The 18,057-nt window shown below is 73.0% G+C and carries 13 protein-coding genes; 10 read left to right on the forward strand and 3 right to left on the reverse strand.

The genetic code is table 11. The features are described 5' to 3' along the window. Positions 1–94 precede the first annotated feature (94 nt). Positions 95–1,321: a trypsin-like serine peptidase gene (locus JS756_RS20655; RefSeq protein WP_205384618.1), complete on the reverse strand. Its 1,227-nt coding sequence runs from the start codon at positions 1,319–1,321 to the stop codon at positions 95–97. A 770-nt stretch (positions 1,322–2,091) separates the two neighbouring features. Between JS756_RS20655 and JS756_RS20660 the strand changes: the two genes are divergently transcribed. The 4 genes from JS756_RS20660 to JS756_RS20675 all read left to right on the forward strand — a co-directional run bounded on the left by JS756_RS20660 (position 2,092) and on the right by JS756_RS20675 (position 8,613). Continuing rightward, positions 2,092–3,576 carry an aminotransferase class III-fold pyridoxal phosphate-dependent enzyme gene (locus tag JS756_RS20660; protein ID WP_307790846.1) on the forward strand — a complete coding sequence of 495 codons (1,485 nt, stop codon included), beginning with the start codon at positions 2,092–2,094 and terminating at the stop codon, positions 3,574–3,576. 194 nt (positions 3,577–3,770) lie between these two features. Then, on the forward strand, positions 3,771–5,732 hold the full coding sequence (locus JS756_RS20665; RefSeq protein WP_438817335.1) for an IucA/IucC family protein: 1,962 nt from the start codon (positions 3,771–3,773) through the stop codon (positions 5,730–5,732). Continuing rightward, positions 5,627–6,295, forward strand: coding sequence for a GNAT family N-acetyltransferase (locus JS756_RS20670; protein WP_205384695.1), 669 nt, complete (start codon positions 5,627–5,629; stop codon positions 6,293–6,295). Before JS756_RS20665 ends, JS756_RS20670 begins: the two co-directional genes overlap by 106 nt. Positions 6,296–6,624: 329 nt before the next feature. Next, a complete protein-coding gene (locus tag JS756_RS20675) occupies positions 6,625–8,613 on the forward strand; it encodes an ATP-dependent DNA helicase (RefSeq protein WP_205384620.1) in 1,989 nt (662 codons plus the stop codon). A 133-nt stretch (positions 8,614–8,746) separates the two neighbouring features. Here the strand turns inward: JS756_RS20675 and lexA are convergent, their stop codons facing one another. After that, entirely contained in the window at positions 8,747–9,526 is a 780-nt protein-coding gene (gene lexA / locus JS756_RS20680) for a transcriptional repressor LexA (protein ID WP_205384621.1), read from the reverse strand. A 705-nt stretch (positions 9,527–10,231) separates the two neighbouring features. Between lexA and nrdR the strand changes: the two genes are divergently transcribed. The 3 genes from nrdR to JS756_RS20695 all read left to right on the forward strand — a co-directional run bounded on the left by nrdR (position 10,232) and on the right by JS756_RS20695 (position 14,832). After that, positions 10,232–10,798, forward strand: a complete 567-nt coding sequence (gene nrdR / locus JS756_RS20685) for a transcriptional regulator NrdR (RefSeq protein ID WP_205384622.1) — start codon at positions 10,232–10,234, stop codon at positions 10,796–10,798. Positions 10,799–10,964: 166 nt separating this feature from the next. Continuing rightward, complete coding sequence (locus JS756_RS20690; RefSeq protein ID WP_205384623.1) at positions 10,965–13,862, forward strand: vitamin B12-dependent ribonucleotide reductase; 2,898 nt, start codon at positions 10,965–10,967, stop codon at positions 13,860–13,862. 181 nt (positions 13,863–14,043) lie between these two features. Further along, positions 14,044–14,832 (forward strand): DUF2785 domain-containing protein, encoded by a 789-nt coding sequence (locus tag JS756_RS20695; RefSeq protein WP_205384624.1) that lies wholly within the window; start codon positions 14,044–14,046, stop codon positions 14,830–14,832. Positions 14,833–14,854: 22 nt separating this feature from the next. Here JS756_RS20695 and JS756_RS20700 read toward each other — a convergent pair whose 3' ends face one another. Next, positions 14,855–15,388 (reverse strand): TerD family protein, encoded by a 534-nt coding sequence (locus tag JS756_RS20700; protein WP_205384625.1) that lies wholly within the window; start codon positions 15,386–15,388, stop codon positions 14,855–14,857. Positions 15,389–15,543: 155 nt separating this feature from the next. On the opposite strand from JS756_RS20700, the gene JS756_RS20705 reads away from it, so the two are divergent. From JS756_RS20705 to JS756_RS20715, 3 genes are all read left to right on the forward strand, one after another. Further along, on the forward strand, positions 15,544–16,149 hold the full coding sequence (locus JS756_RS20705) for a YdbC family protein (protein ID WP_205384626.1): 606 nt from the start codon (positions 15,544–15,546) through the stop codon (positions 16,147–16,149). Positions 16,150–16,313: 164 nt separating this feature from the next. After that, positions 16,314–16,973, forward strand: coding sequence for a histidine phosphatase family protein (locus tag JS756_RS20710; RefSeq protein ID WP_205384627.1), 660 nt, complete (start codon positions 16,314–16,316; stop codon positions 16,971–16,973). A gap of 12 nt (positions 16,974–16,985) precedes the next feature. Further along, a complete protein-coding gene (locus JS756_RS20715) occupies positions 16,986–17,891 on the forward strand; it encodes an ADP-ribosylglycohydrolase family protein (RefSeq protein ID WP_205384628.1) in 906 nt (301 codons plus the stop codon). Positions 17,892–18,057: the final 166 nt, after the last annotated feature.

Here is an 18,057-nt window from a genome sequence, read left to right on the forward strand (position 1 = left end):
ACCGCGCGCCCTGCGGGGCGGCACCGCGCGCGGTGCGTCCGCGCGGCGGGCGGGGAGGCCCGCGTGAGACGCCCCGGCCGCCCGGGCGCCGCCGTCACCGGTCGGCGAACTTCCCGCTCACCTCGTCGTACACGGCCTTGGCCACCTCGCCCAGTCGCGGGCCGGCCAGCCAGCCCGAACTCACCGGACCGATCGACGTGTTGGAGACCAGGGCCGGCTTGCCGCCGGCGCCCGTCGCGACCCAGCCGCCGCCGGAGGAACCGCCGGTCATGGTGCAGCCGATGCGGTACATCGTCGGATCAGCGGTGTCGACCGACAGCCGGCCGGGCCGGTCCTGGCACTGGTAGAGCGTCTGCCCGTCGTACGGGGGCGCAGCCGGGTAGCCGGTCGCGGTGATGTTCCGGATCTTGCCCGCCGCCGGGGCCTGGAAGTCCACCGGCAGCGCCGAACCCACCGTCTCCTCCAGCGACTTGCCGCCGTTGCCCTCCTCCGGCGTCACATGGATCACCGCGAAGTCGTACGACGCCCCGTCACCACCGCTCTCGCCGCCCTGGCTGATCCACTGGTCGGAGGTCTGCGCCCAGTCACCCCACCAGACGCCGTACGGGGCGGCCTGCTCCCGCGTGGCGTTCCGCAGCTGGTCGACCGACCGGCCCGCGTCGTTGTACGACGGCACGAACGCGATGTTGCGGTACCAGCCGCCCTTCTTGCCGGCGTGCACGCAGTGGCCCGCCGTCCACACCAGGTTGGACTTGCCGGGGTGCGCGGGGTCCTTCACCACCGTCGCCGAGCACACCATCGTGCCCTTGGGGGAGTCGAAGAACACCTTGCCGGCCTCGGCGGAGTGGGCGTGGTACGTCGGCGGCACGGCCTTCGCCCGCACCGGAGCGGGCTCCGGGTCCGTCACCCCCTGGTCGCCCGCGAGGTCACCGTCGTCGACCCCCTGGTCCGGGTCGTCGGCGTCGCGCATCCGGTCCGGGTCCCACAGGCCCTTGATGATCGGGTTGACGAAGTCCTTGGCCTCGCGCAGCCAGTCGTCCTTGTCCCAGTCCTTCCAGGCGCCGTTCTTCCACTTGTCGAGATCGATCCCGTGCTCCTTGAGCCGGTCCTTGATGTCGTCCGGGATCGTGATCTTTCCGTCGCCCCCCGCGACGGCCGGTGCGGAGGCCTGGTCGTCCGCGTTCGCGCCGTCGCCCGACTCGCAGGCGGTCGCGGTGAGGGCGAGCGCCGAGACGAGCGCAACTGCCGCCATCCGGGATGGGGTTGCGCGACGCACCTCCCGTTCCCGGCGGGCGGTGAACGGCGGACGTATGGATCGCATGGTCTGGACTCCCCCTGGGACGAACGACGTTGGAACGGCAGTACACACTATGCGGTGGCCGTGGGAGGCCGCCGACCGAACGGCAACGGTTCGGCTACAAGCCGCCCGGCCGGGCAACGCCCGGGGAGTGGTCCGCCGGGGAAGCCTGTCACCAGGGGAGACGGCCGGGTTCGGACTCCCGGTGCCGGCTGTCGGTGGTGGGCAGGCGGGGCCGGCGCGGTGCGGCGTGCGCGTCGCCCGGGCGGGCCGGCGGGTGCGGACCGGGCCGCTCGGTCCCCTGGCCGGGGCGGACCGTCCTCCCGCGGCCGCCGCCGAGGCGCTGCGACTGCGAGGACGGCTCCGGCGAGTGCCGGGACCAGGTGACAGGTCCGGGGTCCTCCCGGCGGCCCGCCCGGGGCGAGGGCAGATCTCCCGTGCGACGGGAGGCGTTTCCCGGTCTCGGTGCGGTGGGGGGCACATCCCCCGGCGCCGCGTTCCGAAAGGGTGCGTCCCCCGGTGTCCGCGCGGTGTGGCGCATCGCCGGTCCCCGCTCAAGGGGGGCGTGGCGCTCCGTCCGGTCGCGGCGGGGCGCGCTTCCCCGGGCTCCCGCGCCGAGGCGCGGGCGCGACACGCGGGCGTGAGACGCGGGGCGCACCCCCGCCGTGACGCACCTGTCCCACGGCAACCCGTAACCCGAACGGCCGTGCGTGGTTGGTAGGGGTGGGGTCCGCGGACGGCGCGGGCGGGGTGGGGAGCCGTTTCGTACGGCGGGAGGAGAGGGAGTCGTGGTCGTGACCGAGGGGATCCCGCGGCGCCAACCGGTGCGCGAGGCGGCGGCACGCACCTATGCGCGCTCCCTGCCGATCGTGCCGGTGCGGGCGCGGGGACTGACCATCGAGGGCGCGGACGGCCGCCGCTACCTGGACTGCCTCTCCGGAGCCGGCACGCTCGCCCTCGGGCACAACCACCCCGTCGTCCTGGAAGCCGTCCGCAAGGTCCTGGACTCCGGCGCGCCCCTGCACGTACTCGACGTCGTGACCCCGGTCGAGGACGCGTTCGTCACCGAACTGAGCCGCACCCTTCCCCCCGACCTCGCCCGCCACGCGCGCGTGCAGTTCTGCGGCCCGGCCGGACGGGACGCCGTCGCCGCCGCGCTCCGGCTCGTCCGCGCCGCCACCGGCCGCCCCGGCATCCTCGCCTTCACCGGTGCCCGGCACGGGACGGCCGCCGACGCCGGGCGGACGGTGCCCGAGGCGGACGTGACCCGGCTGCCGTACCCGCAGGACTACCGCTGCCCGTTCGGGGTCGGCGGGCCCCACGGCGCTGAACTCGCCGCCCGCTGGACCGAGTCGCTCCTCGACGACCCGCTGTCCGGTCTGCCCGAGCCGGCCGGACTCATCGTCGAGGCCGTGCAGGGCCCGGGCGGTGTCGTCCCCGCGCCCGATCCCTGGTTGCGGCGCATCCGACAGATCACCGCCGACCGCTCCCTGCCGCTGATCGCCGACGAGATCCGGACGGGTGTCGGCCGCACCGGAGCCTTCTGGGCCGTGCAGCACAGCGGAGTCACCCCTGACGTCATGGTCATGTCGAAGGCCATCGGCGGCAGCCTCCCGCTGTCCGTCGTCGTCCACCGTGACGACCTCGACCCGGGGCCGTCCGACGAGGCCGCCGGTCACGTCCGCGGCAACCAGCTCGCCATGGCAGCGGGCACGGCGACCCTGGCCTACGTCCGCGAACACCGCCTGCCCGAGCGGGCGGCGGCACTCGGCGCCCGCATGCTGTCCCGGCTCCGCGGCGTCGCCGCCGAGATCCCCTGTGTCGGGGAGGTACGGGGGAGGGGCCTGATGATCGGGCTGGAACTGGTGCGACCGGACGATGCCGGCGGAGCTCGGGGCGCAGCGGAGGCGGGACGGACAGGGGAGAACGACGGCGCCGACCCGACGGGGTCGGCCACGCGGGCGGGCGCCGCTCCCGCGCCCCCACCCGCCGCACCCGGGCTCGCCGCCGCCGTGCAGCGCGAGTGCCTGCGCCGCGGCCTGATCGTGGGCGTGGGGGGTCGGCACGGCGGCGTCGTGCGCCTCCTCCCACCCCTGACGATCACCGACGAGCAGGCCACAGCCGTCCTGGACCGCCTGGCAGACGCGCTCCAGGCCGTGGCCCGGACGTCCGTCGACGGCACCGGGTCCGCCCAACCCGCCGGGCGGAGGGTCCCCACCGGCCTCACCCCGGCGCCACGCATCCCCGCCCCGCGCCCCACCGCTCAGGAATCGCCGTGAACACCATCCCCCACACCGCCGACGGCCCGCGCCCCGAGGCGCCCGTCCCCACCCCTGAGGCCGGCTCGGCGCAGACCCCGCAGCGCCCGTCGGCCCCCGGAGCCCCGCAGACCCGAGCCCCCGAGCCCTCCCCGGTGCCGCCGATCCCGCAGACCGGTGCGGGGCAGGATCCGCCCGGTGCCGACGGGACCACCGTGCCCCGGCAGCGGCAGGCCGTCGCACCCCGGCACGAGGAGCCGTACGAGCCTCTTCCCTCCGCCCCGGAACACGGGGGTGTCGCACAACCCTCCGGCTCCCCGGCACCCCCCGGCCCGTCCGCCCGATCCGGCCCGCCGGCGCTCCCCGGCAGGCCGCCGCACCCGGGCCGGTCCGCGGAGCGGGACCCGCTGGTGCACCCGGACCCCCGCACCACGGCCGACGCAGCCGCCGTGGAGAACCTGCTCCGCTGCTGGGCGCGTGAGGCCCGCCTGCCCGCCCCGGACGACGGCGTGCTGCGCGTCCCGCTGCCCGCCAGCGGCGTGACCCTGGTGGTCCCGGTCCGCCACTGGTCCCCGACCGGATGGCACCGCTTCGGTCCCGCCGCCCTCGCCGACGCCCCCGGCCACCGGGCGCCGCTCGACGCGGTCACCGTGGCCGCCCTGCTGGGCCGGGAGACCGCCGGGACCGCGCAGTCCGCCCCCGGATCCGGGGCCGCCGGGGGTGTCGGGATCGCCGGGGGTGCCGTCCTCCACACGACCGAGCTCGTCGCACGGGTGGCCGACTCCGTCCGCCGGACCGCCGCCTTCCTCCACGACCGCCGGCAGCACCCGGCCGACGGTCCGGACCGCTTCCTCTCCGCCGAGCAGGCCCTCCTCCTCGGACACCCCCTGCACCCGGCCCCGAAGAGCCGCGAAGGCCTCACGGAGGCCGAGGAGCGGCCGTTCTCCCCGGAACTGCGCGGATCCTTCCCCCTGCACTGGGTCGCCGTGGCCCCTTCCGTGTGCGCCGCCGAGTCCGCGTGGACCGAACGCGGCCGGCACGTCCCGGCCGAACAGCTCACGGCCCGACTCGCCGGCGCCGGACTGGCGCTGCGGGACAGCTGCGCCGCTCTGCCACTGCACCCCTGGCAGTGGCGCGAGGTCCGTCACCGCCCCGAGACCGCCGCTCTCCTCGACGCCGGACTGCTGCGCGATCTCGGCCCGTTCGGCGCGCCGTGGCACCCCACCTCCTCGGTGCGCACCGTCTACCGGTCCGACGCACCGGCCATGCTCAAGCTGTCCCTCGGCCTGCGCATCACCAACTCCCGGCGCGAGAACCTCCGCAAGGAACTGCACCGCGGCACGGAGGTGCACCGGCTGCTGCGCACCGGCCTGGCCCGCGCGTGGCACGCCGCCCATCCGGGCTTCGACATCGTCCGCGACCCGGCCTGGCTCGCCGTCGACGATCAGGACGGCGCCCCCGTACCCGGCCTGGACGTGGTGATCCGCCACAACCCCTTCGCCCCGGCGGACGACGTCACCTGTCTCGCCGGCCTCGTCTCCCCGGGCCGGCCGGGGGCGGGATCCCGCCTGGCCGAGGTCGTCACCGAGCTGGCCGCCCGCACCGGGCGCCCGCGGCAAGCCGTCGCCGCCGAGTGGTTCCTGCGCTACCTGGAACAGGTCGTCCGTCCCGTGCTGTGGCTGGACGGCGAGGCGGGAATCGCCCTGGAGGCGCACCAGCAGAACACCCTGCTCCTGCTCGACGCCGACGGCTGGCCCGCGGGCGGACGCTTCCGCGACAACCAGGGCTACTACTTCCGCGAGTCACGGCGCGCCGACCTGGACGCGCGGCTGCCCGGCATCGGCGCGCGGAGCGACACCTTCGTCCCCGACGCCGTCACCGACGAGCGCTTCACCTACTACCTCGCGATCAACAACGTGTTCGGACTCGTCGGTGCCCTCGGGTCGCAGGGCATCGCCGACGAGCGGCTGCTGCTCGTGGCGTTCCGCCGCTTCCTCGCCACCGCCGCCGCGGACCCCGGCCGGCCGCGCAGCACCCTGCCCGCCCTGCTCCTGGATTCGCCCGTGCTGCGCTGCAAGGCCAACCTGCTCACCCGGCTGCAGGGGCTGGACGAGCTCGTCGGCCCGGTGGACACCCAGTCCGTCTACGTGACGATCGCCAACCCCCTGCACGCGTGAGCGCGACGACGCCCGTGCTCGGTCCGGCCGTCACCTGCGCCGGTGAGTTCCACGTCGTCGCCGTCCGGATCGAGCGGGATCTGCCGCTGCTGGTCCGCTGGATGAACGACCCCGCGGTCGCCGCGTACTGGGAGCTGTCCGGGCCGGAAGCCGTGACGGAGGCGCACCTGCGAGCCCAACTCGCCGGCCCCGGACACTGTGTCCCGTACCTCGGGCTCCTGGACGGGACGCCGATGAGCTACTGGGAGATCTACCGGGCCGACCTGGACCCGCTGGCCCGGTACTATCCCGCCCGCCCCCAGGACACCGGCATCCACCTCCTGCTCGGCGAGACAGGCGACCGGGGGCGCGGCCTCGGGCGCGTCCTGCTGCGGGCCGTCGCCGACCTCGTCCTCGACGGCCACCCCGCCTGCACCCGCGTGGTCGCCGAGCCCGACCTGCGCAACACGCCCTCCGTCGCCGCCTTCCTCGGCGCCGGCTTCCGGTACGCGGCCGAGGTCGACCTGCCCGCCAAGCGGGCGGCGCTGATGGTGCGCGACCGGTGCCTGCGGAACGTGCTGTGACCCCGGCCGGGTACCGCGCCCCCACCGCCCGACTCACGGCCCCCGTCCCGCCCGCGGGGCGGCCCTCCTCGGGCCCTCCCCGGTGCCGTCGCGGCCTCCTCCGCAGCTCCGGCTGCCCGCCCGGCTCGCCCCCGGATGCCCTGTGTCCCGGCACGGCCCTGCCCACCCGGCCCTCACCGCACCCCGGTCCGTTCCGGACGGAGGTCGATCACCGGCATACGCCCGGCGGGCAGGTCCGGTCCCATCCGAAAGCTCGATGTCCGGACCGTGCTCCCGTCACCCGCCGTCCTCACCCGTTTGTCAGTGCGGGGCCGTAGGGTGGTCGCGCTATGACGAAGCCCTCACTCACCGAACTCCTGCATGCCGCCGTCACAGCCGTCGGCGGTGCGGAGCGCCCCGGCCAGGTGACCATGGCCCAAGCCGTCGCGGAGGCGATCGACGACGGCTCGCACCTGCTGGTCCAGGCCGGCACCGGCACCGGCAAGTCACTGGGCTACCTGGTGCCCGCGCTGGCGCACGGCGAGCGCGTCGTCGTCGCGACGGCCACCCTCGCGTTGCAGCGCCAGCTCGTGGAACGCGACCTGCCGCGCACCGTGGACGCCCTCCACCCGCTGCTGCGCCGGCGCCCGGAGTTCGCGATGCTCAAGGGCCGGTCCAACTACCTGTGTCTGCACCGGCTGCACGAGGGCGTCCCGCAGGACGAGGAGGAGGGCCTGTTCGACCAGTTCGAGGCTGCTGCCCCCACCAGCAGGCTGGGCCAGGACCTGCTGCGGCTGCGTGACTGGGCGGACGAGACCGAGTCCGGTGACCGCGACGACCTGACCCCCGGTGTCTCCGACCGCGCCTGGTCCCAGGTGTCGGTGTCCTCACGGGAGTGCCTGGGGGCCTCGAAGTGCGCATACGGCGCGGAGTGCTTCGCCGAGACGGCCCGCGAGCGCGCCAAGCTCGCCGAGGTCGTCGTCACCAACCACGCCCTGCTGGCGATCGACGCGATCGAGGGCGCCCCGGTCCTTCCGCAACACGAGGTCCTGATCGTCGACGAGGCACACGAGCTGGTGTCCCGGGTCACCGGCGTCGCGACCGGTGAGCTCACGCCCGGCCAGGTCAACCGCGCGGTGCGCCGCGCAGCCAAGCTCGTCGACGAGAAGGCCGCCGATCAGCTCCAGACCGCCGCCGAGGGCTTCGAGAAGCTGATGGAGCTGGCTCTGCCGGGCCGCCTGGAGGAGATCCCCGAGGATCTCGGCTACGCCCTGATGGCGCTGCGGGACGCCGCCCGCACGGTCGTCTCGGCGATCGGCGCGACCCGCGACAAGTCCGTCCAGGACGAGGACGCGGTCCGCAAGCAGGCCCTGGCATCGGTGGAGACCGTGCACGACGTGGCCGAGCGGATCGTGAACGGCTCCGAGTGGGACGTCGTGTGGTACGAGCGTCACGACCGCTTCGGCGCCTCCCTGCGGGTGGCCCCCATGTCGGTCTCCGGGCTGCTGCGGGAGAAGCTCTTCGCGGACCGCTCCGTGACCCTCACCTCCGCCACATTGAAGCTGGGCGGCGATTTCAACGGCGTCGGCGCGTCCCTGGGCCTGGCCCCCGAGGGCACCGAGGGGGACGACCTCCCGCAGTGGAAGGGCGTCGATGTCGGCTCCCCGTTCGACTACCGTAAACAGGGCATTCTCTACGTCGCCAAGCATCTGGCGCGCCCCGCGCGCGACGGCGACCGCACCGACATGCTGGAGGAGCTCACCGAGCTGATCCAGGCGGCCGGAGGCCGCACGCTCGGCCTCTTCTCCTCCATGCGGGCCGCCCAGCTCGCCGCAGAGGAACTGCGTACCCGCATCCCCGAGTTCCCGATCCTGCTGCAGGGCGAGGAGACGCTCGGCGAACTGATCAAGAGCTTCGGGGCCGACCCGAGGACCTGCCTCTTCGGCACGCTCTCCCTCTGGCAGGGCGTGGACGTCCCCGGCCCCAGCTGCCAGCTGGTCGTGATGGACAAGATCCCCTTCCCGCGGCCGGACGACCCGCTGATGAGCGCCCGGCAGAAGGCGGTGGAGGACGCCGGCGGCAACGGCTTCATGGCGGTCGCCGCGACGCACGCGGCACTGCTGATGGCCCAGGGCGCCGGACGCCTCGTCCGGGCCACGGGCGACCGGGGTGTGGTCGCCGTACTGGACCAGCGTCTGGCCACGGCCCGCTACGGCAGCTACCTGAAGGCCTCGCTGCCCGACTTCTGGTTCACCACCGACCGCAATCAGGTCCGTCGGTCGCTGGCCGCGATCGACGTGGCGGCCCGGCAGACGGAGGCCGACGCGGCGGCGGACTGACCGTCGCCGCGCGGTGCACGGGGCCCGGGACAGCCCAGGGCCCCGGAACCGGCGCAGGGGTCCCGGGGCCCAGTCAGGGAGCGGGGCGGGGTGGCCGCCCGTTGCGGTGTCGGTGACGCGCTGTGCCGCCGTCTCAGACGCGGCGCAGGACGGCCACCACCTTGCCGAGGATGGTCGCGTCGTCACCGGGGATGGGCTCGTATGCGGAGTTGTGCGGCAACAGCCATACATGGCCGTCCTCGCGCTTGAAGCGCTTCACGGTGGCCTCGCCGTCCAGCATGGCGGCGACGATGTCGCCGTTCTCGGCGACCGGCTGACGGCGGACGGTGACCCAGTCGCCGTCGCAGATCGCGGCCTCGATCATCGAGTCGCCGACGACCTTCAGGACGAACAGCTCGCCGTCGCCCACCAACTGCCGGGGCAGCGGGAAGACGTCCTCGACCGACTCCTCGGCGAGGATGGGGCCACCGGCCGCGATCCGGCCGACCAGCGGGACGTAGGAGGCGGCGGGCTTCCCGGCGGTGTCCGTGGGCTGCACGGGAGCCGCCTGGTCGGAGCCGCGCACCTCGTAGGCGCGCGGACGGTGCGGGTCACGGCGCAGGAAGCCCTTGCGCTCCAGTGCCATCAGCTGGTGGGCCACGGAGGACGTGCTGGACAGTCCGACCGCCTGGCCGATCTCCCGCATCGACGGCGGGTATCCGCGCCGCTGGACGGAATCCCTGATGACCTCGATCACCCGGCGCTGCCGGTCGGTCAGCCCCGAGCTGTCCGCCCGGATGCCTGGAGGTCGGCCCGGCAGGGAGCGCTTGGGGCCTTCGGGACTCGCGGCGTCGTTCATCGCGTGCACCGGCTCGACTCGGCCCTGGGAGCGCTCCTGGGCGGTGATGGTGGCACTGTCTGCGGTGGTGGTCACGTCAGCCCCTCTCGATGGTCTCCCTGCCAGCACAACGGTAGTTGCTTTCGAAAGGTTGCGCCAAACACACGTTCGAGTGAAAAAAACTGATTCGCCTGACGTGATCAAGCGTTTGGGTGTATGGCTGACCCGGCCCGTGCCGGTCGAAAGTGCCCATTGTTGTACTGTTCACCGCCTGGCGCGCGCCGCGCGAGCGCCGCTCCAGTCTGTCACCCGGGTCGCCGCAGGCCCGGCACCCGGACCGGGCTCGGCGAGGGAGTCCCGCGCGGTCCCCCTCGAACGCCCACGGACTCCGCGCGATGTGCCGGAACGATACGGCTTTCCGCGGCGCGGCGATACGGCCGTGCGGCTCTCGTGCCCCTTTCGCGGCACCGGTTCAGCCCCGTCGCAGCCCCGCCGCAGCCACGGCGCGGCCTCCGTGCCGCCGGGTGCCGCACTTGTGTGCGGGGCGCCGCGCGCCGGCGTCCGGGGTTCTCGCGCGCCGTCTGCGCGGGATGTGTGTGTACGTCCTCGTCCGACACGCGCGCGTGGCGTGCGTGTATGAGCCAATCCCCACATCTAGTGGTTGGATGGCTACAGCAGCCCACAAGTTGTGGTCCCCCGGGTCTGAGGACCCCTCGCGATCGCCTATGCTGGTGCCTGCTTCGGGGGGCCGGTGAGTCCCGGTGAGGCTATCGAGTCTGCTGTGAGGAGGGTTGGAGTTCCATGCACTGCCCCTTCTGCAGGCACCCCGACAGCCGTGTGGTCGACAGCCGTACGACCGACGACGGCACGTCGATCCGCAGGCGCCGCCAGTGCCCCGACTGCTCCCGTCGCTTCACGACGGTGGAGACGTGCTCGCTGATGGTGGTCAAGCGGTCGGGCGTCACCGAACCGTTCAGCCGCACCAAGGTCATCAACGGCGTGCGCAAAGCGTGCCAGGGGCGGCCCGTGACCGAGGACGCCCTCGCCCAGCTCGGCCAGCGGGTCGAGGAGGCGGTACGGGCCACCGGAAGCGCCGAACTGACCACCCATGACGTGGGGCTGGCCATACTCGGCCCGCTGCAGGAGCTCGACCTCGTCGCCTATCTGCGATTCGCCTCGGTCTACCGGGCGTTCGAGTCGCTGGAGGACTTCGAGGCGGCCATCGCGGAACTCAGGGAACAGCCGGCGCGCCCCGCCGCGGACGAGGGCGACCGCGCGGACGAAGGCGCTGTCGCGGGGGGCCGGGAGGACGAGCGCGGGCCCGGGGGGACCGTCCAGGTGCCCGAGCCCGCCCGCACCGCCGACTGACCGGCGGGCCGGAACCGGATCGGCGGTCCGGGTCCGGCCGGGCGGCGGCGATGAGAAGACCTGTTGCGGGCCGCAGCGAGAGGGTGCCCGCAGCACCAGACAGAACACCGTGCCACGGGAACAATCGGGGCACTTCAGGGCGTTTTTGCCCGTAGAGGGAGGCGGCATGACAGAGACGGCGAGCGGTCCGGCACGAGGTTCCCGAGCCAAGGGCACCAAGGCGGGTAACAAGGGACTGCACATCGAGCGCATCCACACCACCCCCGGCGTACACCCGTACGACGAGGTGGAGTGGGAGCGCCGGGACGTCGTCATGACCAACTGGCGCGACGGCTCGGTCAACTTCGAGCAGCGTGGCGTCGAGTTCCCCGGCTTCTGGTCGGTGAACGCGGTCAACATCGTCACCAGCAAGTACTTCCGGGGTGCCGTCGGCACCCCGCAGCGCGAGACCAGCCTCAAGCAGCTGATCGACCGCATCGTGAAGACCTACCGGAAGGCCGGCGAGGACAACAAGTACTTCGCCTCGCCCGCCGACGCAGAGATCTTCGAGCACGAACTGGCCCACGCCCTCCTGCACCAGATCTTCAGCTTCAACAGCCCTGTCTGGTTCAACGTCGGCACCCCGCAGCCCCAGCAGGTCTCCGCCTGCTTCATCCTGTCCGTCGACGACTCCATGGAGTCGATCCTCGACTGGTACAAGGAAGAGGGCATGATCTTCAAGGGCGGCTCCGGCGCCGGCCTGAACCTGTCCCGCATCCGCTCCTCGAAGGAACTGCTGTCCTCCGGCGGCAACGCCTCGGGCCCGGTGTCCTTCATGCGCGGTGCCGACGCCTCCGCCGGCACCATCAAGTCCGGCGGCGCCACCCGCCGCGCCGCGAAGATGGTCGTGCTCGACGTCGACCACCCCGACATCGAGGACTTCATCCAGACGAAGGTCAGCGAGGAGGAGAAGATCCGCGTCCTGCGCGACGCGGGCTTCGACATGGACCTGGGCGGCGACGACATCACGTCCGTCCAGTACCAGAACGCCAACAACTCGGTCCGCGTGAACGACGAGTTCATGAAGGCGGTCGAGAACGGCGGCCAGTTCGGCCTGCGCGCCCGCATGACCGGCGAGGTCATCGAGGAGGTCGACGCCAAGGCGCTGTTCCGCAGGATCGCCGAGGCGGCCTGGGCCTGCGCCGACCCGGGCATCCAGTACGACGACGTCATCAACAACTGGCACACCTGCCCCGAGTCCGGCCGGATCACCGCGTCGAACCCGTGCAGCGAGTACATGCACCTGGACAACACGTCCTGCAACCTGGCCTCGCTGAACCTGATGAAGTTCCTCAAGGACGACGGCAAGGGCCACCAGTCGTTCGAGACGGAGCGGTTCCAGAAGGTCGTCGAGCTGGTCATCACCGCGATGGACATCTCGATCTGCTTCGCCGACTTCCCGACCCAGAAGATCGGCGAGAACACCCGCGCGTTCCGCCAGCTCGGCATCGGCTACGCCAACCTGGGCGCCCTGCTGATGGCCACCGGCCACGCCTACGACTCCGACGGCGGCCGCGCCCTGGCCGGCGCCATCACCTCCCTGATGACGGGCACGGCCTACCGGCGCTCCGCCGAACTCGCCGCGGTCGTCGGCCCCTACGACGGCTACGCCCGCAACGCCGACGCCCACAAGCGCGTCATGAAGCAGCACGCCGACGCCAACACCGAGGCCGTCCGCATGGACGACCTGGACACCCCGGTGTGGGCCGCCGCCACCGAGGCCTGGCAGGACGTCCAGCGCATCGGCACGAAGAACGGCTTCCGCAACTCCCAGGCGTCCGTGCTCGCCCCGACCGGCACCATCGGCCTGGCGATGTCCTGCGACACCACCGGTGTCGAGCCGGACCTGGCGCTGGTGAAGTTCAAGAAGCTGGTCGGCGGCGGCTCGATGCAGATCGTCAACGGCACGGTCCCGCAGGCCCTGCGCCGCCTGGGCTACCAGGAGGAGCAGATCGAGGCGATCGTCGCCCACATCGCCGAGCACGGCAACGTGATCGACGCGCCCGGCCTCAAGACCGAGCACTACGAGGTGTTCGACTGCGCCATGGGCGAGCGCGCCATCTCCCCGATGGGCCACGTCCGCATGATGGCCGCGATCCAGCCGTGGATCTCGGGCGCCATCTCCAAGACGGTCAACATGCCGGAGACGGCGACCGTCGAGGAGGTCGAGGAGATCTACTTCGAGGCCTGGAAGCTCGGCGTCAAGGCGCTCGCGATCTACCGCGACAACTGCAAGGTCGGCCAGCCGCTCTCCGCGAAGAAGAAGGAGGCCGAGAAGGCCGAGATCACCGAGAAGGCCGAGGACGCGATCCGCGCCGCGGTCGAGAAGGTCGTCGAGTACCGTCCCGTCCGCAAGCGCCTGCCCAAGGGCCGGCCCGGCATCACCACGTCCTTCACGGTCGGCGGCGCCGAGGGCTACATGACCGCCAACTCCTACCCGGACGACGGTCTCGGCGAGGTCTTCCTGAAGATGTCCAAGCAGGGCTCCACCCTCGCGGGCATGATGGACGCCTTCTCCATCGCCGTCTCGGTCGGCCTCCAGTACGGCGTGCCGCTGGAGACGTACGTCTCGAAGTTCACCAACATGCGCTTCGAGCCGGCCGGCATGACCGACGACCCGGACGTGCGGATGGCCCAGTCGATCGTCGACTACATCTTCCGCCGTCTGGCGCTGGACTTCCTGCCGTTCGAGACCCGCTCCGCGCTCGGCATCCACTCCGCCGAGGAGCGCCAGCGCCACCTGGAGACCGGCTCCTACGAGCCGGCCGACGACGAGGTCGACGTCGAGGGCCTCGCCCAGTCGGCGCCGCGTGCCCAGGAACTGAAGGCCGTGGCCGCGCCGAAGACGGACGCCGGCGCGACCCAGCCCGCTCCGCAGCAGGCCCACACCAACGCGGAACTGGTGGAGATGCAGCTGGGCATCCAGGCCGACGCCCCGCTGTGCTTCTCCTGCGGCACCAAGATGCAGCGCGCCGGCTCCTGCTACATCTGCGAGGGCTGCGGCTCGACCAGCGGTTGCAGCTGACCCGTGGGCGGCCCGACGGGCCGCCTCCGCGGCCGCCGGTAGGCTCCGGCGGCCGCTGACGGTCCCGGGTGGCAGGGGCGCCGACCTCGTGTCGGCGCCCCTGCCACCCTTCTCGTCCTCCCGCCGTCCCTCCTCCCGCCCACCCGTCTTCTGCCCACCCGCCGACCCGTAGGCTCCGCCCGTGACGACTCCGCTGCCGTACGCCGCCGACATCCGCGACCGCACCGGGCAGGACCGCGCCGGTGCGCTCGACGCGCTGGTCGCGGACCTGGGCTCACCGGAACCCGCCGTTCGCGACGACGGCGCCTACTGCCTGGCCGTCCGCTGGATACCGGCCCTCGACCCCGGCGAGCGGGTCCGGCTCGGCGACCGCATGGCCGAGCGCTTCACCGATCAGCGCGTGCAGGCGCGGACCTTCGCCCCGCTGATCCTTGCGAGGATCGTGGAGGCGGGGGAGTGGCGGCGGGAGTGGTGGCGGGCCTTCGCCGACTGGTACCCCGCCGAACACGATCTGCGCGGGTACGACCCGGAGCGGGGCTGGCTGCACGCCGCCGCCCACGGCGCCGACCTGCTGGCCGTCCTCGCCCGCCGACCCGGCCAGGACCCGATGCCGCTGGCGGCACTGGCCGCCGCCCGGCTGCTCGCCGCCACGGACCACGTCTTCGACGCTCAGGAGGACGACCGCATCGCCTATGCCCTCGCCCGGATCCTGAGCCACCCGGCGCTCACCGAAGCCGGGTCCGTGCGATGGCTGACGCCCGTCGCGGAGGCCTTCCGGCAAGGGACCCCGGGGCCCGTCCCCGCGTGGGCGTCCAACACCATGCGGACCCTGCGCATGCTCTACCTGCTGGCCGACCGGGGCGTCAGCACCCGCCACACCGACGAGCCCGCGCGCCCGCTCACCCACCGGCAGGCCGTCCTCGACGCACTCGCCCGGACCCTGGCGATCGTCGCGCCCTACACCGGCTGAGCGTCGCGCGACGCCGAGCCGGTCAGGACCGGTGCATGCGCCCCATCTGCCGGACGAACACCGCCGGGTCGCCGTCGGAGCCGAACACCCCGGCGCGCAGGCGCCAGCCGCCGGAGGCGTCGCGGGTGAACTCCGCGACCGCCGCCGCGGTCGCCCCGAGCACGCCGCCGAAGTCGTTCTCGAACAGGACGGTGTACCCCTCGCGGATCCTCAGCCCCGGCCGCTGCACGTCCACGAACGTCCGGTTCACGGCACGCTGCTGGATGACGACGCCGACCACCACGCGCGCGTACCGGCCGTCGAGCCGGTCCAGCTCCAGTGTCATGACCTCGTCCCAGCCGAAGCCCCTGCCGTCCGTGCTGTCCCGGTTCAGCGTGATCGTGCCGTCCGGGGAGCGGCTGTCGAAGTGCACCGCGTAGGCGGGCTCACCGTACGGGTCGTCCAGCCCGTAGGTCGCGGCGACGAGGTCGAGGTCGGTGGGCGGTTGCCCCGCCGGGCTCGGGTCCCACCTCAAAGAGACCTCGACCTTCTCGATTCCCTTGCTGAGGCCGTTCACCGGACTCCCCCTTCCCCGCGCACGCCAGTGCCCTCGTGCGAACTGCCCGTTCGCCAGGGCCGGTTGTCCATCCTGCCACGCGTACGTGCCGCTTCGCCCGGGCCGACTGCGGCGGAGGCCACCACGGCCACGGCCCGTGGCCGTACGATGGCGCGGTGCTGGTCAAGTGGATTCGCTGCACCGTGGTGGACCGCCGAGGCTTCGAGCGGGGGCAGCGGAAATGGGCGGGGCTTCCGGGGGAGCCGGGTTTTCGGGGGCAGGGCGGGGGCTGGAGCCGGGAGCGGCCCTCGGTGGCGAACATCTTCGCCTTCTGGGAGAGCCGCGCCTTCTACGACTCGTTCATGGCCCGTTCCCACGACCGGCTGGCCGCGGCCCAGGCGGGCACGTTCAAGGACGCCCAGGTCAGGCTCTTCGACTACCGCTTCGACGTGAAGACGGGCTTCGAGCCCCGGTTCACCGACGCCGACCTGGTCCGGGTCGCCCTGTGCCGCGTGCACGAGGCGCGCGTGGAGCACTTCACGCTGATGCAGGAGAAGGTCTGGAACCCCGCGATGGCCGGCTCGCCCGGCATGATCCGCGGATTGTTCGCGGAGGCGCCGGGCCACGAGTTCCTGGTGCTGTCGATGTGGCGTTCGGCGGCCGAGCACGGCAAGTACCGCACCGAGCGCATCGAGCGCCTGGCGCTGCGCGCCCAGACGGAGGCGGACGTGGCGTCGCTGTCCGGCGACATGGTGGAGCTCGAACCGAGCTGGATCGTGTGAGCGGTGTCACCGGTGCGAGTGGTGTCAGCGATGTGAGCGGTGCGAGTGGTGCCGGTAGGGCGGGTGACATTGGCGGTGTGACGTGGGGCGCGAGTCGTGTGAGGTACGCCTTATGGTGGCCGTACGAATGCTCTGTTCCGCGTCATCCGATCTAGGGTCTTGGCATGGCACGACCACGGCGCATCGTCCTTGTCCGTCACGGGGAGTCAACGGGCAATGTTGATGACACCGTCTACGAACGCCAGCCCGACCACGCTCTGGCCCTGACCGAGCGGGGCCGGCGGCAGGCCGAGGGGACCGGTGAGAGGCTGCGCGAGCTCTTCGGCCGGGAGCGAGTCAGCGTGTACGTCTCCCCGTACCGGCGCACGCACGAGACCCTGCGCGCCTTCCACCTCGACGCGGGGCTCATACGGGTGCGCGAGGAGCCCCGGCTGCGCGAGCAGGACTGGGGCAACTGGCAGGAGCGCGACGACGTACGTCTGCAGAAGGCCTACCGCGACGCCTACGGCCACTTCTTCTACCGCTTCGCCCAGGGCGAGTCCGGAGCCGACGTCTACGACCGGGTCGGAGGCTTCCTGGAGAGCCTCTTCCGCAGCTTCGAGGCCCCGGACCACCCACCGAACGTCCTTCTGGTGACCCACGGGCTCGCCATGCGCCTGTTCTGCATGCGCTGGTTCCACTGGACCGTCGCCGAGTTCGAGTCCCTGTCCAACCCGGGGAACGCCGAGATGCGTGTGCTCGTTCTCGGGGACGACGGCAAGTACACGCTGGACCGGCCCTTCGAACGCTGGCGTGATCCGGAGCCGTACGGAATCACCGGATAGAGTGGCAGAGCGATGACCGCTGACTCCTCCTTCGAAGGGCGCCTGGAGCGCGCCCTGGCCAGCCTGCGCGGCCTGGCGGTGGGAGACGCCCTGGGCTCCCAGTTCTTCGTCCCCGCGCACTATCCGCTGCTGAAGCGCCGCGAGCTGCCCCCGGGGCAGTGGCAGTGGACGGACGACACCGAGATGGCCGCCTCGGTGGTCCTGGTGCTGGCCACCCACCACCGCGTCGACCAGGACGCCCTGGCCCGCTCGTTCGCCGACCGCCACGACTTCGACCGCGGGTACGGCCCCGCGGTCAACCGCCTGCTGCGGCTGGTCCGCGAAGGCGGCGACTGGCGGGAGCTGGCCTCCGCCCTCTTCAACGGTCAGGGCTCCTGGGGCAACGGCGCGGCGATGCGGATCGCCCCGCTGGGGGCCTGGTACGCCGACGACCCGGAGCAGGCCACCCACCAGGCGGAGATCTCCGCCTACCCCACTCACCAGCACCGCGAGGCCGTCGTCGGCGCCATGGCGGTGGCCGCGGCGGCCGCCCTGGCCGGCGCTCCCGGCGGCCCGCCCGCCCCGGAGGCACTCCTCGACGGCGTGATCGCGCTCATCCCGAAGAGCGCCGTCAGGGCGGGCCTGCGGCGCGCCCGGGACATGCTCGACTACGGAGACCCGGGCACCGTGGCGGCCGTGCTGGGCTGCGGCCGCCGCACGACCGCCCATGACACGGTGCCCTTCGCCCTCTGGTCGGCGGCGCGCTCCCTCGGCGACTACGAGACGGCCTTCTGGACGACCGCGCAGGTCGGCGGGGACGTCGACACCACCTGTGCCGTCGTGGGCGGTGTCCTGGCCGCGGGCAAGGCGGGGACGCCGCCCGTCGACTGGGCGGAGCGCACGGAGGACGTTCCCCGGTGGGTGCCGGGGACGGACTGAACAGCCTGGGGACCGGCGACTCCTCGGCTCCCTCAGGGGCCCCGGAGGGCCCCGGAAGTACCCGGCGGCGGCCCGGAAGTGCCCGACGGCCGGCAGGGCGGGCCCGGTGGCGGCCCGTGCAACGGCTCGCCGGCCCGGACGGGAGGCCCGGCGGCCGCAGGCGGCG

Origin of the sequence: Streptomyces actuosus (assembly GCF_016921115.1) — a bacterium.
GTDB lineage: Bacteria > Actinomycetota > Actinomycetes > Streptomycetales > Streptomycetaceae > Streptomyces > Streptomyces actuosus_A.